This is a genomic window from Actinomadura sp. 6N118 (assembly GCF_044326415.1).
Taxonomy (GTDB): domain Bacteria; phylum Actinomycetota; class Actinomycetes; order Streptosporangiales; family Streptosporangiaceae; genus Spirillospora.
Genome location: NZ_JBIRAZ010000003.1, coordinates 17,291 through 38,170 on the forward strand (window position 1 = coordinate 17,291; position 20,880 = coordinate 38,170).

Annotated in this window: 21 protein-coding genes; 6 read left to right on the top strand and 15 right to left on the bottom strand. The window is 69.1% G+C overall.

The genetic code is table 11. The features are described 5' to 3' along the window. Positions 1–44: 44 nt before the first annotated feature. The 4 genes from ACH34W_RS07930 to ACH34W_RS07945 form a co-directional block, all read right to left on the bottom strand. On the bottom strand, positions 45–464 hold the full coding sequence (locus tag ACH34W_RS07930; RefSeq protein ID WP_395960086.1) for a hypothetical protein: 420 nt from the start codon (positions 462–464) through the stop codon (positions 45–47). A gap of 201 nt (positions 465–665) precedes the next feature. Beyond that, the gene (locus ACH34W_RS07935; protein WP_395960087.1) at positions 666–1,268 is read right to left on the bottom strand and encodes a hypothetical protein; all 603 of its coding nucleotides are present in this window, start codon (positions 1,266–1,268) and stop codon (positions 666–668) included. A 133-nt stretch (positions 1,269–1,401) separates the two neighbouring features. Beyond that, positions 1,402–2,244, bottom strand: coding sequence for a hypothetical protein (locus ACH34W_RS07940; RefSeq protein WP_395960088.1), 843 nt, complete (start codon positions 2,242–2,244; stop codon positions 1,402–1,404). Continuing rightward, on the bottom strand, positions 2,241–2,819 hold the full coding sequence (locus ACH34W_RS07945) for a SigE family RNA polymerase sigma factor (protein WP_395960089.1): 579 nt from the start codon (positions 2,817–2,819) through the stop codon (positions 2,241–2,243). Before ACH34W_RS07945 ends, ACH34W_RS07940 begins: the two co-directional genes overlap by 4 nt. Positions 2,820–2,949: 130 nt before the next feature. Between ACH34W_RS07945 and ACH34W_RS07950 the strand changes: the two genes are divergently transcribed. From ACH34W_RS07950 to ACH34W_RS07965, 4 genes are all read left to right on the top strand, one after another. Continuing rightward, positions 2,950–5,265: a WD40/YVTN/BNR-like repeat-containing protein gene (locus ACH34W_RS07950; protein WP_395960090.1), complete on the top strand. Its 2,316-nt coding sequence runs from the start codon at positions 2,950–2,952 to the stop codon at positions 5,263–5,265. A gap of 382 nt (positions 5,266–5,647) precedes the next feature. Continuing rightward, the gene (locus tag ACH34W_RS07955) at positions 5,648–5,869 is read left to right on the top strand and encodes a transposase family protein (protein WP_395960091.1); all 222 of its coding nucleotides are present in this window, start codon (positions 5,648–5,650) and stop codon (positions 5,867–5,869) included. Positions 5,870–5,883: 14 nt separating this feature from the next. Continuing rightward, on the top strand, positions 5,884–6,531 hold the full coding sequence (locus tag ACH34W_RS07960) for a 2OG-Fe(II) oxygenase (protein WP_395960092.1): 648 nt from the start codon (positions 5,884–5,886) through the stop codon (positions 6,529–6,531). 200 nt (positions 6,532–6,731) lie between these two features. After that, positions 6,732–7,499 (top strand): sulfotransferase family protein, encoded by a 768-nt coding sequence (locus ACH34W_RS07965; protein ID WP_395960617.1) that lies wholly within the window; start codon positions 6,732–6,734, stop codon positions 7,497–7,499. Positions 7,500–7,672: 173 nt separating this feature from the next. Here ACH34W_RS07965 and ACH34W_RS07970 read toward each other — a convergent pair whose 3' ends face one another. Further along, complete coding sequence (locus tag ACH34W_RS07970) at positions 7,673–8,272, bottom strand: TetR/AcrR family transcriptional regulator (RefSeq protein ID WP_395960094.1); 600 nt, start codon at positions 8,270–8,272, stop codon at positions 7,673–7,675. Positions 8,273–8,338: 66 nt separating this feature from the next. Between ACH34W_RS07970 and ACH34W_RS07975 the strand changes: the two genes are divergently transcribed. After that, entirely contained in the window at positions 8,339–9,277 is a 939-nt protein-coding gene (locus tag ACH34W_RS07975; protein ID WP_395960095.1) for an SDR family oxidoreductase, read from the top strand. 7 nt (positions 9,278–9,284) lie between these two features. Continuing rightward, positions 9,285–9,836: a hypothetical protein gene (locus ACH34W_RS07980; protein ID WP_395960096.1), complete on the top strand. Its 552-nt coding sequence runs from the start codon at positions 9,285–9,287 to the stop codon at positions 9,834–9,836. 199 nt (positions 9,837–10,035) lie between these two features. Here ACH34W_RS07980 and ACH34W_RS07985 read toward each other — a convergent pair whose 3' ends face one another. From ACH34W_RS07985 to ACH34W_RS08030, 10 genes are read right to left on the bottom strand one after another with little or no spacing between them, the layout of a single operon-like run. Beyond that, on the bottom strand, positions 10,036–11,319 hold the full coding sequence (locus tag ACH34W_RS07985; protein WP_395960097.1) for an NAD(P)/FAD-dependent oxidoreductase: 1,284 nt from the start codon (positions 11,317–11,319) through the stop codon (positions 10,036–10,038). A 17-nt stretch (positions 11,320–11,336) separates the two neighbouring features. Beyond that, complete coding sequence (locus ACH34W_RS07990; protein WP_395960098.1) at positions 11,337–12,002, bottom strand: haloacid dehalogenase type II; 666 nt, start codon at positions 12,000–12,002, stop codon at positions 11,337–11,339. Between the two features lie 53 nt (positions 12,003–12,055). Then, complete coding sequence (locus ACH34W_RS07995; RefSeq protein ID WP_395960099.1) at positions 12,056–13,021, bottom strand: aldo/keto reductase; 966 nt, start codon at positions 13,019–13,021, stop codon at positions 12,056–12,058. Positions 13,022–13,034: 13 nt separating this feature from the next. Further along, on the bottom strand, positions 13,035–14,504 hold the full coding sequence (locus ACH34W_RS08000) for an aldehyde dehydrogenase family protein (protein WP_395960100.1): 1,470 nt from the start codon (positions 14,502–14,504) through the stop codon (positions 13,035–13,037). Continuing rightward, complete coding sequence (locus ACH34W_RS08005; RefSeq protein ID WP_395960101.1) at positions 14,501–15,481, bottom strand: succinylglutamate desuccinylase/aspartoacylase family protein; 981 nt, start codon at positions 15,479–15,481, stop codon at positions 14,501–14,503. Before ACH34W_RS08005 ends, ACH34W_RS08000 begins: the two co-directional genes overlap by 4 nt. Continuing rightward, on the bottom strand, positions 15,478–16,893 hold the full coding sequence (locus ACH34W_RS08010) for an aminotransferase class III-fold pyridoxal phosphate-dependent enzyme (RefSeq protein WP_395960102.1): 1,416 nt from the start codon (positions 16,891–16,893) through the stop codon (positions 15,478–15,480). Before ACH34W_RS08010 ends, ACH34W_RS08005 begins: the two co-directional genes overlap by 4 nt. Further along, positions 16,890–17,756 carry an ABC transporter permease gene (locus ACH34W_RS08015; RefSeq protein WP_395960103.1) on the bottom strand — a complete coding sequence of 289 codons (867 nt, stop codon included), beginning with the start codon at positions 17,754–17,756 and terminating at the stop codon, positions 16,890–16,892. Before ACH34W_RS08015 ends, ACH34W_RS08010 begins: the two co-directional genes overlap by 4 nt. Then, positions 17,753–18,649: an ABC transporter permease gene (locus ACH34W_RS08020; protein WP_395960104.1), complete on the bottom strand. Its 897-nt coding sequence runs from the start codon at positions 18,647–18,649 to the stop codon at positions 17,753–17,755. The genes ACH34W_RS08015 and ACH34W_RS08020 overlap by 4 nt, the downstream gene beginning before the upstream one ends. Before the next feature lie 3 nt (positions 18,650–18,652). Then, on the bottom strand, positions 18,653–19,792 hold the full coding sequence (locus tag ACH34W_RS08025) for an ABC transporter ATP-binding protein (RefSeq protein WP_395960105.1): 1,140 nt from the start codon (positions 19,790–19,792) through the stop codon (positions 18,653–18,655). After that, complete coding sequence (locus ACH34W_RS08030) at positions 19,785–20,873, bottom strand: ABC transporter substrate-binding protein (RefSeq protein WP_395960106.1); 1,089 nt, start codon at positions 20,871–20,873, stop codon at positions 19,785–19,787. The genes ACH34W_RS08025 and ACH34W_RS08030 overlap by 8 nt, the downstream gene beginning before the upstream one ends. Between the last annotated feature and the right edge of the window lie 7 nt (positions 20,874–20,880).

A 20,880-nucleotide genomic window follows, 5' to 3' on the forward strand; every position in this document is an offset into this window, starting at 1 on the left:
CACCGGTTCCAGCCGTGGCGCCCGCCCCCGCACCGGATCCGGTCTTACTTTCCCTTCTGCCCCTGCGACTTCTCCCGCTCGGGTGCGGGCCGCTGCTCACCGGAGCGGCCCCCGCGCTTGGCAACGGCGACCCCGACTCCGATCGCCGCGGCCACCGGCCATTCCACAAGCCCGGCCACTGCCATCGCACCCAGCCCGACGAAGTAGGCCAGCCGGTCGGGCGGCGGAAGGAACGAGGTCACGCTCTTCCCGGCGTCGACGACCTCGTGACCGGTCAACGGCGGCCTCGGCACGTGAACCCTGTGAACCGTCACGTGCGGCGTGATCATCGGGACCGGAACCGTGGCCGTCCCGCGTCCCTCATCCTCGGAACGCTCGGTGCGTGCTTGCCGGCGCCCGGCTTCGGGCTCCGCCTTCTGAACGGAACGTCTGCGTGTCGTCTTGGTCTGAGCGGTCGCTGCCATATCAGGCTCCCTGAAAGCGTCTCAGCCTCACATCGCCCAGGGGACGGACCTGCGCACGAACGGCCCCCCGAGGGCCCATATTCGGCTATTCAGCTCCACCTACCCGCGACACCCACCACCAATTACCGCATTCCAGTCAAATGGCGGCAATCTCGCAGCCCCCTGCCGTCCGCGCGGGCAACGGGAAGGGCCCTGCCGCGGTCAGCCGTAGAAGGTGACCAGGTCTCGCAGTGGTAGCGGTCCATCAGGGAACTCGCGTGCGAACGTGTTGAAGTCGAGCGTCTCGTCCACCGCGGCCAACAGGACCTTGACCAGTTCGGCCGCCCTCACTCGGTCGACGATCGGACCGTACACCTGGCGCATCTGCGGCATCCGCGCGGCCGTCACATGCCCGATGACCGGCGCGTGTTTGGCTTGCGGCGTGCTGGTGAACGGGTTGTCGTACATGAACCCCGTTGGCGTGAGCTCACGCGGCACGCCGACACTCTCGAACTCCTCGCTCGCCTCTTGCAAGTACTGCGCGCCCAGCCGCAGCGGCCCGAAATCGAAGCGGGTCGACTCGCCGTACTCGATCACGTCCTGCCATACGCGCGCATAGGCGTCGCCAGCCCCCGGGTCCTTGGGACGACCACCGAAGATGTCGTCGACGGCCTCGACCACCGTCCGAGACGCCTCCATCTCCCCACGCGCGTCGATGACCGCGGCACGCTCGCGGCTCATCTCCACCGTGCCGGGCGCGGGATGCCGAATCCAGCCGGCCACGCTCTGGATACCCACGCTGTAGATCGTGAGCTGCGTACTCATCGGTCTCCTCTGCCCCAGTCGTCCCGTGTCCTGCGTAGGACGCGATCATGCACATCGCGGTTCCCGCCACTCAAGTGCCCAGACGGCCACGGGATCTGCGCCGGTCAACTCCTCGGCCGGCGGGCGCCCACGATCAGACTCCCCTGAAGCTCCCGGTGGCCATGGCTTTGGTGCTGCGGCTGTCGGCGGTGAACGCGCTGACGCGGTAGGTGTCCTTGGTGAAGTCGTGGCCGGTGGCGGGACGGTTGAACTGGATGCCGAAGCGGTACGTGCCGGCTGCGAGAGTCTGACCGGGTTTCAGAGTGATGTCGTAGATCAGACCGCCGTTGGTGCGGTTCACCGTGGTGGTGACGTCGGCAGGGGCGATCGACGTCCACGATCCGGTGGACCGCACCGTGGAACCGCCGGAAACGGTGACGCTCACGCGCAGTCCTCGCATGGAGCGTGTGGTGATGACCGTCACGTTTTCCTGGGCCCAGTACTGGGTGCTGTGGGGATCGACGGTGCCACTCGCCGTCAGCGGCCCGGCTGGGGGCGTCGGGCTGGAATGGTCGCTCCCCGTGGTGGTGGTCGCCGGGGGTGACGGACGTGCCGGGATCGATGTGGACTGTGAAGTCGGCCGGTGGCTCTGGGGAGCGGAGCTCCGGCCGATCGACGGTGTGGCGGTTTGGCTGGACAGATGGCCGTTGTGGCCCGCGCCGATATCGAACGTCACGACTGTGACGACGCTCACCGCGGCCACCGCCGCGGCGACGCCGAGCGGAACGCCGATGAGCCGGAACCGTGCCCGACGACGGCTGTGCCGGGCCGGTGCGGCCGGTTCGTGGTGGTCGGCGGTGAGCCGCTCGACCTGGGCTTCGATGCGACCAAGGTCTGGTTCGTGCTTGTCCGCTTGCTCTCGCAGCGCGGCCGTCAGCCACGTCCCCCCGTCCCGCTCACCGTCGTTGCGGGACTCTCCTGATCGAGGGCGATTCATGGGGTCGCTCCTTTGGTGGCGGCCGAGCGGCTCTCGCCGGGCGCGGCGTACCGTGATCCACGCAACCGCGCCGCGAGTTCTTCCAGGCCGCGGGAGCTCTGGCTCTTGACGGTGCCCACCGCGATGCCGAGGGTCGACGCGGTCTCCCGTTCGCTCAGCCCGTAGTAATAGCGCAGGACGATGCAGGCGCGTTTGCGGGCGGGAAGCTGAAGCAGGGCCTCTCGAAGGTCGACCGCCCCCGCCGTGTCGGGCTGCTCGGTCCGGTCGCTCCGGCCCAGGCCCCACAGCCGCCAGCTGCGGCGTTCACGGACCAGGCGCGCCGTACGGTCCGCGGCCAGGTTGGCCACGATGCGGCGCACGTACGCCAGCGGCCGATCGGCGGAACTGACCCGGTTCCAGTGCTTCCATGCCTCGGCCAACGCCTCGGCCGTGATGTCGTCGGCCGCGTCGGGCTCGCCGGTGAGCAGGTACGCGAAGCGCGCCAGCTCACGGTAGTGACCGGCGAAGAACGCGTCGAACGCGGCCCGTTCGCCCCCTGACCGTTCGGGTTCGGCCGCACCCTCCGGTTCGCGCACGCCGGGGAATCTAGCAGAACCATCCCATCGGAATTGCCCGGCAACCTTTCGCGCCCGTGAACGGACAGGGGGAAGACGCGCGGGACGCCCGTGAGCCCGCGCACGGACTCGATCACCAGGAGAATCCCAGGTGAAACGCCCTCTCAGCAGACGCGAGCCGTCGCGTTCCGGCCGCCTGTCGCCCGCCTCGCCGCGACGCGCGCCGCGTAAATACCTTCTGATCGGCTCGGCCGCCGTACTCGTCGGCGGCGTGCCGGCCGCCGTCCTGCTCACCGCGGGCGGCTCGCAGAGAACCGGCTCCGAGGTCGCGGCGCCAGCGCGTCTCCATGGCCAGAACCCAGCGCGGCTCCGTGGGCAGGAGAGGCCGGCGCGTCGCCAGGCGAACGCTCAGGCAGCCAGGTACACGTGGGCGAACGCGCCGATCAACGGCGGCGGATTCGTCACCGGCCTGGTGTTCAACCCCAAGAGAAAGAACCTGGCGTACGCGCGCACCGACATCGGTGGCGCATACCGTTGGAACGCCAAGACCGGCTTCTGGATCCCACTGACCGACTGGATCGGTGAAAGCAACAGCAACCTGCTCGGTATCGAGAGCCTGGCCACAGACCCGGTCAACCCCAACAGGCTCTATCTCGCCGCCGGAACCTACACCAATTCGTGGGCTGGTAACGGGGCCATCCTGCGTTCCACCGACCAGGGCGCCCACTTCACCACCATTCCCCTGCCGTTCAAACTCGGGGGTAATGAGGACGGCCGGTCGATGGGAGAAAGACTCGCCATCGACCCGAACGACAACCGCGTCCTGTACCTGGGCACCCGGCAGCACGGGCTGTGGCGCTCGGCCGACTACGGATCGACCTGGCGCAAGGTGGCCTCCTTCCCCGTCACCAGCAGCACCAGCAGCGGCGTCGGGGTCAGTTTCGTGACCTTCGGCAAGGGCCGTGGACAGGGACCCACTAAGACCATCTACGTGGGCGTGGCGGACAGCGGGAAAAGCCTCTACCGCAGTACGGATGGCGGGGCGAGCTGGTCCGCCGTGCCCGGACAGCCGACCGGGCTGCTGCCGCATCACGGTGTGCTGGCCTCCAACGGGCAGCTGTACCTCTCCTATGGCAACGCTCCCGGCCCCAACGGGGTCACCGCCGGCGCGGTGTGGCGGCTGACGACCGGCACCGGCAGCTGGCGGAACATCACCCCTGCTTCGGATAACTCCGGGTACCGCTATGGCTACGCCGGGCTGGCCGTGGACCCACGGCATCCGCGAACGGTCATGGTCGCCACTCTCGACAAGTGGTGGCCCCACGACGAGATCTACCGCAGCACCGACCAGGGCACGTCATGGAAGGCGATCAGCCCGCGCGCGGTGTACGACAACTCGGCCGCACCGTACGTGGGCAGGTCGATCGGGCACTGGATCGGCACCCTGGCCATCGACCCGTTCGCTCCGGGTCATGTGATCTACGGCACGGGCAGTGGCATCTGGGGCAGTAACGACGTCACCAAGGCCGACCGTGGCGCCACCACGCACTGGAGCGTGCGCGCCAAGGGCCTGGAGGAGACCGCCGTACTCGGCCTGATCTCCATCCCCGGCGGCGCACCGGTCATCAGCGCCCTCGGCGACATCGGCGGGTTCACTCACACCAACCTGCGAAAAGTAACCCCGACGAACTTCACCAACCCCACCTTCGCCAACACCACCGGCATCGACTTCGCGCAGAAGGCCACGAAAGTGGTGGCCCGGGTCGGCACCGGCAACGAAGCGAAGGGCGGATACTCCACCGACGGGGGCCGCCGCTGGACCCCGTTCAGAGGCACGCCTCAGCCCGCCGCGAAGGCCGGGAGCATCGCCGTGTCCGCCGACGCCGCGACCTTCGTGTGGACCCCCTCAGGTGATCACGTGTACTACTCCCGGGACCGCGGCGCGACCTGGAACTCCAGCCAGGGCCTGCCCGCGAACGCACAGGTGGTCGCCGACCGAGCGAACCCGGGGGTCTTCTACGCCCTGGCTGGCGGCACGCTCTACTTCAGCACCGACGCCGGGGCGACCTTCGCCCCCCGCGCCACCTCCCTACCTGACGGCAGCCTCAAGGCTGTGAGCGGCGCACAGGGAGACCTCTGGATCGCCGCAGGCAACTCCGGCCTGCTGCACTCCACCAACGGCGGAGCGACCTTTTCCAAACTCGGCACCGTGACGACGGCCCGCGGAATCGGCTTCGGCAAAGCCGCCTCCGGTGCGCGCTACCAGGCGATCTACATCACCGGCACCATCGGCCGCGTCTCGGGAGCGTTCCGCTCCGTCGACGGGGGCACCACCTGGCTGAGGATCACCGACGCCCGTCACCAGTTCGGCTACCTCGGCTCCGCCATCACTGGCGATCCCAACACCTACGGCCGGGTGTACATGGGGAGTAACGGACGCGGCGTCCTCTACGGCACTCCCCGCTGATCTGCACCACCCCAAGTCGCTGATCTGCACCACCCCAAGTCCCTGCCGGGGCACCGTCTTCAGCCCCGGCAGGGACTTGGTTCGATGTGACCGCCAGCTTGGGGCCCCCGTTCCTCCATCTACGCGCGCCGAGCCAAAAGCAGCCTCGGCTCTGGCGCGAAGTCCGTGAAGCGATCACGGACGGTGATGTCGCCGGCAGCCTGCCGGTCGGCGGGTGTGATCGCGATTCTGTAAAAGGCTGCGCAGGGTCGCGGCGTTCGGTAATGATCTTGTTCGGGCGAGAACTGGATCATGACGAACGGCCGTGAGGAGCCTTGTGCAGCACTGCCCGGCGGGTGAGGAAGCCTGCCGCCTTCATTCGGTCTTTCCGCACCTCAGGCGGGTGCATGTCGACGACGTCACCGATCGCGGTGACGTCGTCTGCGTTACTGCACGGACCGGGACCGCCCGCTCGGCCTGCCGCGAGTGCGGAACGATGCCGGCTCGGGGCCATAGCCGGTACGTACGGCGGCTGCACGATCTGCCGGTGGCAGTACGGCCGATGGTGATCGCGCTGAAGGTACGGCGGAATCAAATACCTCAAGCGGAAATAGAACCAAATTGAAGGGACTGAGTTTCGTGGACAAATTCTTCTGGCATGGCCATGACGCGCGAACCCTGCTGCCGGATGGCTGGGAGGACCAGGTACGGTCTGTGACGCGGTCGCGTGTCGTGCGCCTGGACAGGGGCCGGGCTTCGACCTCCCGAGAATCCGAGGACGTTGGCGTACTGCGGCGCGGCCGGGTGCCGGGGGCTGCCGTGCGGGATGAACTTCCCTGGTTGGACGAGCTCTACCGCACGACCTTCCTGGACATGGCAGAACACCTCGCCGGTGAGCCGGTGTCCCCTGCCGAAGACGTACGCTACGGCGTCGTCCTCAACGTGGCCATCGGCACCGACATGCGGCTGGAGTGCCACGTGGACTCCAACCCGGTCGAAGGTCTGCTGTTCTTGACGGACCACTCACGGCAGGCCGGCGGAGAACTGGTCATCGGGCACAACCCAGAAGCCCGAAGTGCCGCGGAGATCGATGCGGACTGCTCAACCATTATTCCGGTCGCCGGGCATGCACTTTTCTTCCGCGGGAGCGATAATCCTCATTACGTCCGCTTCCTCAAGAACAATGACGACATCCGGATCGTTGCCGCGATGAACTATTACACAGAAACAGTCCCGGAAAGCTCTCGTCCGGCCGAGATCAATCAGTACCTCTTCGGCGAAGAATAGCTCACGCCGCCCAATATCCCAGGCCGCAGCGAAGCATCGGACACCCAGCGCGATGATCATAGGAGAGACTCGTGGGAGCGACACGGCCACGTCAACACACCGATGAGCCACTGCCCTCGCCGGGTGTCTTCGAACGGATCACAGAGCCCTCACCACCGCCGGCCGTTCCACCCGGATGGCGCATCGCGCCACCTGACTTCGTGGGAGTCGGAACGATGAAGTCAGGAACCACCTGGTGGTGGACCTTGCTGACCGGACACCCCGCCATCGTCTCTCCCCGCGAGGCGCAAGCAGCCGCTCAGCCCCGCTCCCACGACCCGCGTACACAGCAACGGCAGATCTACCGCCCCAAGGAGATCGACTTCTTCAACCACTTCGGCGCGGTCGAAGACATCGACCCCGCCGACTATCACCGGTACTTCCCTCGCCCAGACCACACGATCGCTGGTGAGTGGACGCCGCGATACATCTACGACTGGTGGACACCGCCGATGCTCAAGGCCGTCGCCGCACAAGCCAAGCTGCTGGTATTGCTGCGCGATCCGCTGGAGCGGCTGGCCTCGGCCCTGGGATTCCACCGGGCCTTGTCCCCGCACCAGCACCCGGCCACTGCCATCAACCACCAATTCCACCACGCGCTGTATGGACAGCAATTGCACAGACTGCAGGACAGCTTTCCCCGAGAGCAGATCCTGGTGCTGCAGTACGAACAGTGCGTCGCCGACCCGCAAGGGCAGGCGCGGCGCACCTTCGAGTTCCTGGGAGTGGAGCCCGAGGCCTGGCAGCCGGACCCAGCGGCCCGCCGCCAGGTCGGCCCATCGTTTCCCAAACCCGAACTCAACCAGGCCACCCGCGAGGCGTTCTGCCGGGCAATCGCACCCGACATCACCCAACTCCTGCGCGACTTCCCCGAAATCGACACCGCACTGTGGCCGAGCATCGACCACCTGCCCCTGCGCTGTCGCTGACGACCCGCTGACGAGCGCGAAGAAGATCGCGTTCATAATCGGGCCGGGGGTCTATACGATCAACGGCTCTCTCGCTCTTTCGGTGGTGGCGGAGGATGTCCGACCATCACGCTAGATCGTGATCAAGGACCACGGTCTTGTCGGTGTGGTGTTCGCGGGCTTGTCCGGCTCGCCTATGCCGGCGGATTTCTCGCGGCGAGCAGCAACTGAACGACCTGCTGCAGCATGCGCTCGGGGGCATGACCACCCGGCTCCAGCGCGGAGTGCAGGACGAATCCGTCGCCGGCCGCGATGATCAGCGCGGCCATCGGTTCCGGCTCCACCCACGGGGCGATGTATCCGGCGGTGCGGAGCTGACCGATGCTCGCCGCCAGCACCTCGCGCAGCTCCGCCAGCAACCCGGCCACCTGGCTGCGGATCGTCTCGTTGCGCGAAGCGGCCGCCAACGCCTCGACATAGGCGGGGATGTGCTCGCGAGCCTCCTCCAACGCCTCCTGAACGGTCAGGGCCGCCTCGAGGAGATGACCGACCGGGTCATCGGCGACATCGGCCAGTGCGGTGCGGATCGGCTCGATCCACCTCCGGACGGCATGCACCAGGGCCTGCGCCACCAGTTCGTCCTTGGAGCCGAAGTGGTAGGTGATCGCCTGTAGGTTCACCCCCGCCGCGGCGGTGATCTCACGCGAGGTGGCGCCCGCCAGACCGCGGCGGGCCAGCACCTCCAGCGTCGCCTCGATCAACCGGGAACGGGTGGCGTCGCGTGATTCATTCATACGAATGTATGATGTACGTGGAGGTCCGCCACGAGCGGCATGGCGATACCACGAAAGAGAGCGGCCATGACCAAGAAAGTCCTCCTCACCGGCGCGTACGGCTATTCGGGAACCTATCTCAGGCGCCACCTGCAGGCGGCCGGCCACACGCTCCGGACGCTGACCAACCACCCCGCCCCCGATGCCGACATCGAGGTGTTCCCGCTCGATTTCGGCGATCCGGCCTCCCTGACGGCGGCCTTCGACGGTGTCACGACCTTCTACAACACCTACTGGTCCCGCTACGCCCCCAGCGGCACCCCGCATTCCCAGGCCGTCGCCAACACCGCGATGCTGTTCGACGCCGCCCGCCGGGCCGGGGTCGAACGCGTCGTGCACCTCAGCATCACCAACCCTGATCCCGGCTCCTTTTACGCCTACTACCGGGGCAAGGCCGCCGTGGAGGACCTGCTCACCGACAGCGGCATGTCCTACGCCATCGTGCGGCCGAGCGTGCTCTTCGGCGGCGACGACATCCTGATCAACAACATCGCCTGGCTGCTGCGCCGCTTCCCCGTGTTCGCCATTCCCGGGACGGGCCGTTACCGGCTGCGCCCGGTGCACGTCGACGACCTCGCCGATCTGTGCGTACGGCTCGGATCGCAGCGAACCGACACCGTGATCGACGCGGTCGGCCCCGAGTCGTTCGCCTTCGAGGACCTGGTCGGCGCCATCGCCGAAGCCGTCGCAGCACCGTTCCGGCCCGTCCACCTCCCTGCGGCCGCGGTGTCGGTGCTGCTGCGCGGGATGTCGTTGCTGACCCGCGACGTGATACTCACCCGCGACGAGATCGACGGCCTCATGGCCGAGCTCGTCATGGTCGAGGGCGAAGCCACCTGCCCCACCCGGTTGACCGGCTACCTGCACGCCAACGCCGACCGGATCGGCCGCCGATACCAGTCCGAACTCGCCCGGCGCAAAGCCCCACAACCCCCCGTCCCCTCAACGGGCATCAAATCAGGATGACGGTGAAATGAGGCCGGTCGCAGGCATGCAGTGCGGATGCGACAATCTCGGCGTGATGCGCATGGCCGCGGCCGTCCTTGTCCTAGCCACCGCCCTGGGTTGCTCGGCCCCGGAGGCGGCGGGACCCGACGTGACCCCTCCGACTCTGACCTCTTCCGGGAGCAGCAGGCCGACCCCGTCCCCGAGCCTGGTTGAGAACAACGGCACTCTGGAGTCCCCGCTCAGTGACTTCAAGGCCTCGGTCCTCGGCGTGTCGTGGGCCACCACGCTCACCGACCCGCAGAACGGCACGACCAAGCCCGAGGGCCGATACCTGCTGGTCCGGCTGGCACTGCGCAACATCACCAAGCACCCGACGCATCCGCCGGCGCATCTGTCGCTGCACACCGCCGACGCCTCGGAGTACGCACCCGAATGGGACCAGACGTTCGGTCAGACCGTCCTGGTCGGCCGCGGCAAGGTCAACGACCTCAACCCAGGCGCGAGAACGACCATCGTCCTGGTCTACGACATCCCCGCGGGCACCAAACCGAAAGCCGTCGCCGACCTCAAGCTCTAGTGCACTTGACCATGAAGCGCCCCGGCTTCGATGGAGACTCTAAGTTGTGGCTGTGGCCCGCGGTTGGCGGATTCAATCCCAGTATCGCCCACCACTCTTTCCCCAGCTCAAGGCCCCGTCTCCAACGGACGGGGCCTTGAGCCGTCCAGTGACATGCGGTTGAAGAGGTTGATGCCGGACGGCGGCATCGGGCGTGCGATCAGCGCAGCCGGTCTTTGGCCTTGTAGTAGGCGCCGGCGAAGGGCAGGAACCAGGCGGTGCCGTTGTAGAACGGCACGGGGACCTTGGGGAAGCCTAGGCCGCGCAGTGGGTTGGCTTCGGGATGGCCGTCCATGACCTCGGCCATCGCCCGGCCCATGTAGGTGGCCATCTGGACGCCGTGGCCGCAGTAGCCCATGGAGTAGTACACGCCGTCGGACTGGCCGGCGTGCGGGATGCGGTCGTAGGAGAAGCCGACGTTGCCGCCCCACACGTAGTCGATGGCGACGTCGCCCAATTGCGGGAAGATCTCGGCCATCTCCCGTCTGAGCACCTGTCCGCTCTTGACGTCGGAGGCGGGGTTGGACGGGGCGAAGCGGGCCCGGCCTCCGAAGGCCAGGCGGTGGTCGGGGGTGAGACGGAAGTAGTGGCCGATGTTCTTGGAATCGACCACCAGGCGGGCGTTGGGGATGAGCTCGCGGGCGCGGTCCTCACCGAGCGGCTCGGTGACGATGATGAAGCTGCCGACGTTGATCAGCCGTTTGCGGAGCCAGGGCAGCGACCGGTCGGTGTAGGCGTCGGTGGCGGCCATGACGTGCCCGGCGCGGATCGTGCCGTGCAGGGTCTCCACCAGGAACCCGCCGTCGGGCGTGCGGGTCAGGCCGGTGGCGGCGTTGCGTTCGTGGATCTGGGCTCCGGCGCGTTCGGCGGCGTCGGCCAGGCCGTGGACGTACTTGCCCACGTGCAGCCCGGCGCTGAGCGGTTCGAGCAGGGCACCGTGGTAGTAGCCCGAGTTCAGCTCGGACTTGAGCTCTGCCCTGGTCAGCAGGACGGTCTCGTGGTCGAAGTTGTCGGCCAGGTCGCGCTGCGTCGCCTTCATCGCCGCGAAGTGCTCGGGCTTGAAGGCCACGCCGAGCCGGCCGGAACGGACGAAATCGCAGTCGATCTTCTCGTGCTCGGTAAGCTCCTCGACGACGTCGACGGCCTCGCGGAAGGCGCCGTAAAGCTCGCGGGCGCGGTCCTGGCCGTAGCGCTTGCGGGCCTCGCCGACGCCGATGGTGATGCCCTGGGTGCACATGCTGCCGTTGCGCCCGGAGGCGCCCGAGCCGACCTTGTCCTTCTCGACGAGGACGACCCGGGCTCCCTTGCGGGCGGAGTGGTAGGCGGTCGACAGGCCGGTGATGCCGCCGCCGATGACAACGACGTCCGCCTCATCGGGCAGAGCCTCGCCGGATCGGTCGGGCAGGGGCGGGGCGGTGTCGAGCCAGTAAGGGATCTGCTTCATGGCACGGTTCCTCGGTCTCAGCAGTCCAGCAGGGTGGGCAGTCCGGACAGGTCGCGCAGCTCGTCGTAGGGCTGATAGTCGGTGCTGCCGGGGCGGCCGTAGCGATTGATCCACACGCGGCGCTTCAGCCCCAGGTCGCGGGTGGGGATCAGGTCGTACTCCCAGCCCTGGGCGGTGTGGATGACCTGGGCGGGGGCGACGTCCATGGCCTTGCAGGCGTGCTCGAAGGTCTGCCGGTCCGGCTTGTAGGCCCCGGCCTGCTGGGCGGTGATGACGTGATCGAACTCGACCCCGATGCTGGCGACGTTGTGCTTGATCATGTCGTCGTTGGTGTTCGAGATGATGGCGATCTCGTAGCGGCTCTTCAGGGCGCGCAGGGCGCCCGGCACCTCCGGGAACGGGCCGAAGGTGGGCACCGCCTCGACCAGGGCGTCGCCATCGGAGGACCGGTAGGGCAGGCCGTGCAGCCGCATGGCCTTCTCCAGGCTGGAGTGCAGCACCTCGTCGTAGGGGCGGTAGGCCTCCAGGACGGCCTGGAACCGCATGACGCGGAAGTCGTCGAGGAACTCCTCGACGTTGAGCCCGTCCAGGTCGAGCCGGTCGGCCAGGACCTTCAGGGTGGTCGGGCCGAGCTGGAAGTCGATCAGGGTGCCGTAGGCGTCGAAGGTCACGATCTCGCGCATGGTGTCCAACCTCGTATGAGCTTCGGAATGTGTCGTCGGGCGTGTGCTCGTACTCAGACCACCCGGTCGCCGGGGGTCACGATCTCGTCGAGTGCGGCCAGGTCGGCCGCGTCGGGGGTCCAGCCGGCGGCCGCCGCGTTGGCGGTCGCCTGCTCGGAGGTCATGGCTCCGCAGATCACCGAGCCGACGGCGGGCAGCGCGGCCAGCCCGCCGACGGCGACCTGCAGCAGCGTCAGGCCGCGTTCGGCGCCGTACCGCGTGAGCGCCTCGACGCGGTCGAGGGCGGCGTCCGTCAGCCAGCCTTCCCGCCAGGACAGGCGGCTGCCGGTCGGCGGACGTTCCCCGCGCCGGTATTTGCCGCTGAGCAGGCCGTTGGCGAGCGGGTAGTACGGCAGGAGACCGACGCCGTAGCGCCGGCAGGCGGGTATGAGCTCGGTCTCCGGGATGCGGTCCAGCAGGTGGTAGCGGGCCTGGGTGCTGACGAACGGCGTGCGCTGGTCGACGGTGGCCTGCCAGGCGGCGTCGGCGAGCATCCAGGCGGGGAAATTGGAGCATCCGATGTGGCGGACCTTGCCCTCGGCCACCAGTTCGTCGAGGGCTTCTAGAGTCTCCTCGATCGGGGTGACGCCATCGGGTTCGTGGAACTGGTACAGGTCGATGTAGTCGGTGCCCAGCCGCTGGAGCGAGCCTTCCGCCGCGTGCCGGATGTACCGGCGTGCACCGCGCGGCCCGTGGCGGTCGGCGTCGTCTCCCCTGCTCATGCCGAACTTGGTGGCCAGCACGACCTGTTCGCGGTGGCCCTTCAGCGCCGCGCCAAGGAATCTCTCACTGTCGCCCGGCGGGCCGCCGCCGTAGGCACCGTAGATGTCGGCGGTGTCGAACAGGGTGATGCCGGCGTCGAGTGCGGCGTGCACGACGGCCTTGGTGCCGTCCTCGCCGAGACGGGAGCCGAAGTTGTTGCCGCCCACCCCGACCACCGAGACCAGGGGACCGCCGTTGCCCAGATTCCGGTAGCGCATGGTCGTCCTCCCCTCAGTCCCGAGGCCCGAAGCCGATGCAGACGTTCTTGACCTGGGTGTAACTGGCCAAGGTCTCCAGGCCCTTCTCCCGTCCCCAGCCGCTGTGCTTGTAGCCGCCGAAGGGCAGTTCCACGCCGGTGCCGACGCCGGTCGCGTTGACGTACACCTGCCCGGCCCGGATGCCCTCGGCCAGCCGCATCGCCCTGTCGATGTCCCGGGTCCACACATAGGAGGCCAGGCCGTACGAGCTGTCGTTGGCGATGGCGATCGCGTCCGCGACGTCGTCGAACTCGATCACCGTGATGACCGGGCCGAAGATCTCCTCACGGGCGGTGCGGGCGTCGTTGGTCAGCCCGGTCAGCACGGTGGGCTCGATGAAGTACCCGTCGGCGAGCGCCGGGTCGGCCGGTCGGCCGCCGCCGGCCCGTGCCGTGGCGCCCTCCTCGCGCGCCAAGGCGAGGTAGCCCTCGACGCGGTCGCGTTGCCGGGCGGCGACCAGCGGCCCCACGTCCGGGTCGGACGCGCCCGGGCCGAGCCGCAGCGACGCCGCGTGTTCGACCAGCCTGTCCAGGAACGACTCGGCGCCGCGCTGGAGCAGCAGCCGGGTGCCCGCCGAGCAGGTCTGGCCGGCGTTGCCGAACGCGGAGCCCGCCACGGCCGCCAGCGCCGCGTCGAAGTCCGCGTCGGCGAAGACGATCGCCGGGGATTTGCCGCCCAGCTCCACCACCGACGGCACCACGTTGGCGGCGGCCGCCTGGGCGACCTTGACGCCGGTCGCCACCGACCCGGTGAAGGTGACCTGGTCGATCCCGGGATGGGCGGCGAGCGCGGCCCCCGCCGCCCCATCCCCCGGCACCACGTTCAGCACACCCGGAGGCAGCCCGCACTCCAGCGCGATCCGCCCGATCTCCAGCGGGGTGAGCGGTGCCTCCGGTGAGGGCTTGAGGACGACCGTGCATCCGGCGGCGAGAGCCGGGGCACTGCCCCGGGCGGTGTTCTGCAGGGGGTAGTTGAACGGGATGATCTGCCCCGAGACGCCGATCGGCTCCCGCACGGTGTAGTCGAGCAGCCCGGGGCCCAGCGGGATGGTGGTGCCGCCGAGCTTGTCGGCCACTCCCCCGTAGAACTCGAAGTAGCGGGCCGCGGCCTCCACGTCGGCCTTCGCCTGGCTGAGCGGTTTGCCGACGTCGAGGCTCTCCAGCCGGGCCAGATCGTCGCTCTCCTCGCGGATCCGCGCGGCGATGCGGTTCAGCAGGCGGCCGCGGTCGGCCGAGCGCATCCGCGCCCACCGCGGCGAGGTGAAGGCCGCTCCGGCGGCGGCCACCGCCTGGTCGATGTCGGCCGGGCCGGCCTGGGACACCTCGGCGATCGGGGCGCCGCAGGCCGGGTCGACGACGGTGAACGTGCGGCCGTCGGCGGCCGGGACGCGCTTGCCGTCGATCAGCAGTTCCCGGACGGCGTCCTGGGTGGCAGTGCCGTTCATCGCGGGAACTCTCCTTGCACGGCGCCGAAGATGACGACCTCGTCGCCGGGTTGGACGGTGCGGATGCGGCGCTGCCACAGCACGATGCCGTCCTGTGGCGCCCGGACCTCCTCCAGGGTGTGGCCGTAGTGGTCAACGATCGTGCCGAGCAGATCACCGGTCTTGACCTCGTCGCCGGGTCCGGCGTGGCCGAGGAAGAAGCCGCCGTGCGCGGAACGGGAGAAGGTGCCGGTCACGTCGGTGTAGTCGTCGCGCAGCACCGCCTCGCCGTCGACCATGCCGAGACTCCGCATGATGTTGCGCACGCTCTCCACGTGCATCTCAACGGTCTCCTCCCGGTACGTGCCGCCGCCCGCCTCGATGGTGATGGCGGGCTTGCCGGCCTCCAGGGTCGGGTGCCGGACGGTGCCGCCCCACTTTCCGCCCTTCCAGATGAGCCGGTGCCCCGCAGCCAGGCCGATCTCGGTGGCGAGGTCCTCGTAGCCGCCCTGCACGATGGTGAGCGGGGCGATCTCGCCGAACGTGCCGCCGGTGTGCAGGTCGACCAGGACGTCGATGGCCGGGATGACCTGCCGGACGAAGGTGGCGGCGAGGCGCAGGGAGTAGGAACCCTCGATGTCACCGGGGAAGATCCGGTTGAGGTTGGCGTGGTCCAGGCCGCTCGTGCGGGCGGCGGCCTCGAACGCCGGGGTGTTCATGCAGGGGATGCCGACGAGGGTGCCGCGCAGCTCGGCCGGGACGGTGGTGGCCAGGACCCGGCGGACGGCCTCCTGCCCGTCGTACTCGTCGCCGTGCACGCCGGCGTCCACGCACAGCACCGGGCCGGGTTCCGTGCCGTTGACAATGATCAGGGGGATGCCGAGCTCGACGCCGTAGGTGCTGGTGCCGACCGGAATCAGCCCTTCGGCTCGCTCTCCCGGCGCGCAGGTGACCGATCCGAGGATGTAGGTGTGCTCCGTGGTGGGGGCCGCGGTCATGGTGTCGTTCCTTCGTGTCGGTGCGGGCGTGCGAGGGCCGCCAGCCGGGTGGACGCCTCGGCGAGGGTTTCGGTGAGGATGCCGGTGATGCGGTCGAGCAGATCGCGGTCGCTGATCAGCGGCGGGGCGATCTGCACCAGCGGCGCGGCGCGGTCGTAGACGCGGGCGAGCAGCCCGGCCTCGCGCAGCCGCCGCGGGATCAGGTCCGTGATCAGGGCGGCGCGTGCGGTGTCGCTGAAGCCGCCGTCCGGAAGGTCTCCGGCCAGCTCGGCGGCGTAGAAGAACCCGGCGCCGCGCACGCCCCCGACGATCGGGAGCGGGGCCAGCTCCGCCATCCGCTTGGCGAGGTGGTCCTCGAGATCCCGGACGTTCTCCAGAATCCGGTCCCGTTCGATGATGTCCAGGGTGCGCAGAGCGATCGCCGTGGTCAGCGGGTGCCCCGAGAAGGTGTAGCCATGGTTGAGCATCTCGCCGGGCCGGTTGATGACCTCGGCGACCCGTTCCCCGACCAGTGTGGCGCCCATCGGGGCGTATCCGGCCGTGATGCCCTTGGCCACGGTGATCATGTCCGGTCGGGCGCCGTAACGGTCGCCGCCGAACCAGGTGCCGAGCCGGCCGAACGCGGTGATCACCTCGTCGGCGACCAGCAAGAAGCCGTACCGGTCGGCCAGACTGCGCAAGCCCGCCCAGTAGCCCTCGGGTGGGGGGATGCAGCCGCCGCGGTTCTGCACCGGCTCCGCGATCAGCATCCCGATCGTCTCCGGGCCCTCCCGCAGAATCGCCTGCTCCAGATCCGCGAGCAGGTACGCGGTGAACGCCGCGTCGTCCAACGGCCCGGGAAGCAGCGAGCGGTCAGTGTTGGCCACGAACGTGGTCGCCACGGCCGGCGGCCCGTACGGCTCGGTCAGCGCCGGATCGTCGTTGAACGACAGGGCGCCGAGCGTCAGCCCGTGGTAGGCGCCGCTCCGGGCGATGACCTTGACGCGGCCCGGCTCGCCGCGCAGCGTGTGGTACCTGCGCGCGATCTTCCACGCGGTCTCCACGGCCTCGGCGCCGCCGCCGGCGAAGAACACCCGGTCGACACCCTCCGGGGCGAGGCCGGCGAGGCGCTCGGCCAGTTCGATGGCCGGGGGGTGGGCGGAGGCCAACCACAGCGGGCTGTAGCACAGCTCGCGCAGCTGGTGGCCCGCCGCCTCGGCGATCTCGTCGGAGTAGGAGTAGCCAATCTGGCAGCAGTACAGGCCGGACAGCCCGTCGATGTAGCGGGTGCCGTCCACGTCGTCGAGGTACGGTCCCTCGCCCCGCTGGACGATGAGCATGTCCTGCCCGTCGCCGCCGATCGAGCCGTTGGGCGTCATGTTGAGCAGCAGGTGGCGCGCCGCCGCGGAGGACAACTCGTCGGTGCGGGTCATGGGGCGGTGTCCCTTCCGGTGGGGAGGGCGGCGGCGGTCTCCACCGGCAGCAGTCCCTCCCGGCGGCCCGAGCCGAGCCAGCGCACGATGCCGACCAGCGCCATGGCCAGCACGGCGGCGGCGATGAGCAGGGCGCTGACGGCGGTCACACTCGGGTCCACGTCGAACTGCAGGACGTTGAACACCTGTATGGGCAGGGTGGCGGTGTCCACCCCCGACAGGAACTGGGAGATGAAGAACTCGTCGAAGCTGGTGATGAAGGAGAAGACCGCAGCCGCGATCATGCCCGGCGCGGCGAGCGGGAAGGTGATCCGCCGGGCGATGGTCAGCCTGCCCGCTCCCATGCTGGCGGCGGCGTTCTCCAGCCGCTCGTCGATCCCCTTCAGTGTGGCGACAAGGATCATGACCGCGATCGGGGTGGCCAGCACGGTGTGTCCGAGAGCGAGCGCGATCGGGCTGCCCAGCATCGCGGCCGGCTCGAACAGCAGGAACAGCCCGAGCGCGATCACCACATGCGGGATGATCAGCGGGGCCAGCACCAGCCCGTAGACCGCCGAGCGCAGCGGCAGTTCGCTGCGCACCAGCGCGGTCGCCGCCGTGATCCCCAGGATCAGCGAGAACACGGTGGTGAGGGAGGCGACGAGCGCGCTCAGCGTCAGGGCGGCCGGCCACTTGCTGCCCTCGGCGAACAGCGTCCGGTACCAGCCCAGCGTCCACGACTCCGGAGGGAAGGAGCCGAAGGCGTCGGCGCCGAACGAGGTGACGACGATGACGATGATCGGCAGCGCCAGGAAGAGCAGGATCACGGTGGCGGCGACGGTCAGGGAGATCCGTCCGGCCAGGGTGCTACGCAGCGCGATCATGACCCGCTCCTCCTCTTCTTCGCGCCGGCCCCGAGGGATCCGACCAGTTTCAGCAGCAGCAGCCCGGAGAAGGTGATCAGCAGCAGGACGATGCCCTGGGCGGCGGCGCCGTTCCACTGGTTCTCCTTCATCACGTGCTGGCGGATGAGGGAGGCGATCATGGTCTGCTTGGGGCCGCCCATCAGCGCAGGGGTGATGTAGTAGCCCAGCGAGAGGATGAAGCTGAGCAGTGCGGCGCTGGCCAGGCCTGGCGCGACGAGCGGGAGGTAGATCCGGCGGAAGATGACCAGCCGGCCCGCCCCCATGCTGGCCGCCGCGGCGAGCAGCCTGCGGTCCACGCCGCGCATCACGCCGTACAACACCAGGACGGTGTAGGGCAGCATCACCCCGGTGGTGCCGATGACCACGCCGATCTCGTTGAAGAGCAGCTGGAACGGCGCCCCCGGCACCCACAGGTCGGTCAGGGCCTGGTTCACCGCTCCCTTTTCGCCGAGCAGGATGATCCAGCCGTACGTCCGCACCAGGGCGCTGATGAAGTGCGGAACGATGACGATCAGCATGGCCAGTCCGGCCAGCAGGGGCCGCAGCCGGGACACCGCGCTCGCCAGAACGAATCCGATGACGAGGCTGGCGACGGCCGTCTCGGCGGAGATCCTCAGCGTGGTGAACAGCACGGACAGGTTGACGCCGGTGAGCGCGTCGGCGTACCAGCGCAGGGTCGGCGAGCCGTCCTCGTTCTTGAAGCTCAGCAGCAGCGTGCTGAGGATCGGGAAGACGAACAGCAGCAGCAGGTACACCACGACCGGCGCGGCGTAGAGCAGGCCGGCCCGGGTCCTGCGGGAGCCGAGGAGCCGGCGCGGGCGGGCTGTGGCGGGGGTGAGGGCGGCGGCCATGGCTCACCCGCCCTGTTCGACGGGGAAGAGGTTGACGTCCTCAGGGTCGGCGGTGACACCGACCCGCTCGCCGACGACAGGGGCGCGTCCGGCGGGGACTTCGAGGCGCAGCAGCGGGGCTTCGCCACCGTCCACGCGCACTCCGGCGCGCACCAGGCTGCCCACGTACGTGACCGTCTCCACCCTGCCGGCACAGAAGCCGTCGTCGGGGGCGCCGGCCCGCAGCCGGCACGGCTGGACGGCGACCGTGACCGGGGTGCCCGCGGCCAGTGCCTGCGGCCGGGCGCGGACCAGGCCGCCGCACTGGTCGAGGCGGACCAGGGTGTCCTCGTCGGCGCCGCGTTCGACGCGACCAGGCAGGAAGTTGGCCGCGCCAAGGAAGTCCGCGACGAACGGGGTCCTGGGCCGCTCGAAGAGCTCCCTCGGGGAGTCGAACTGCTCGATCCCGCCGTCGCGCATCACCGCGATGCGGTCGGAGAGGACGAGCGCCTCCTCCTGGTCGTGCGTCACATAGATGACGGTCAGGCCCAGTTCGCGCTGGATGGCCTTGATCTCGGTCTGCAGCTGGTCGCGGAGCTTCTTGTCCAGCGCCCCGAGCGGCTCGTCCATGAGGATCACCGGCGGCCGGTAGACGAGCGCGCGGCACAGGGCGACCCGCTGCTGCTGGCCGCCGGACAGCTCGTGGGGGCGGCGGCCGGCGAAGCCGGACAGTCCCACGATCTCCAGGGCCTCCCCGGCCCGCCTGCGGATCTCGCCCTTCGGCACGCCGCGCAGCTGGAGCGGGAAGGCCACGTTCTCCCCGACGGTCATGTGCGGGAAGAGCAGGTACTGCTGGAAGACGAAGCCGAGGTTGCGTCTCTGCGGGGCCAGCCGCGTGACGTCGTGGCCGCCGACGGTGATGGTGCCGGAGTCCGGCTCGCAGAACCCGGCGATCATCATCAGGGTCGTGGTCTTGCCCGACCCCGAGGCGCCGAGGAAGGTGACGAACTCCCCGGCGGCGATCTCCATCGACGCGTCGTCCACGGCGACGACGTCCCCGTAGGTCTTGCGCAGGGCCACCACCGACAGCGACTTGCCGGTCGTGGTGGCCGGCGTGCCGTCGGCCACGGCGACGGACGGTGCGTCCACACTCGAGTCAGTCACGAGCCCACTCCAGCCAGCGCTTGGTGACGGCCGCCTCGTTCTTCATCCACCAGTCGACGTCCACGTCGAAGCCGTTGCCGAAGAACTCGGGCGAGCCGGGGAGGCCGGCGCGCTCCTGGGCGGTGAGCCTGTTATAGGCCGCCGGGACGGCGGGGTTGGAGGGGAAGACCTTGGCCAGGCCGGCCTGGACCTCGGGGCGCAGCGAGTAGTCGATGAGCCGGTAGGCGGCGTCGACGTTGGCCGTGCCCTTGGCGATGGCGAGTGCCTGCGTCTGGCGGCGAGCGGCCCCCAGCTGGTAGGCGAGCGGGGTGCCCTGCTTGATCAGCGAGTCGAGCCTGCCGTGCCAGACGGTGGACATGCTCACTTCCTGGCGGCTGAGCAGCACGCCGGGGAGGTTTCCGCTGTCCCAGTACTGCTTGACGGCTCCCCTGATCCGGTCCATGGCCTTGAAGGCACGGTCCACGTCGAGGGGGTACAGCTTGTCCATGGGGACACCGTCGGCCAGCAGCGCGAACTCCAGCTCCGGCAGGTCGGCGTCCGGGTTGCACAGCGAGCGGCTGCCCGGGAAGGCCTTGGTATCCCAGAAGTCGTCCCAGGAGGCCGGTTTCCTCCCGCCGAAGGTGTCGGTGCGGTACGCCATGAGGGTGACGTAGTAGGCCTTGCCGACGGCGTGGTCGCCGGCCAGGCCGTCGGGCAGCTTGGCGCCCTTGAAGCTGCCGACCCGGTCGTAGTCCAGCTTCTCCAGGGTGTTCTCCGCGACGAACTTGCGGAAGTCCGCCATCGAGTTGTCGATGAGGTCGACCTGGGGCCGCCCCTGCTTGATCTGGGCGATCAGCTGCGCACCGTCCAGATGGGCCACATTGACGGCGATGCCGGTCTCCTTGGAGAACGGTGTGTACACCGCCTTCTGGAGCGCGTCGCCGTAGGCTCCGCCGCTGTTACGGACTGTCAGTGACTTGCCGTTGCCCGAGGCGCGGCTGGTGCCGGTGCCGCAGGCGGCAAGGGCCGGCAGGGCCGCGGCGGCGGCGAGTCCGCCGACTCCGCGGAGGACCGCTCGCCGGCTGACCATGGGATCTCTCATGAGGAAC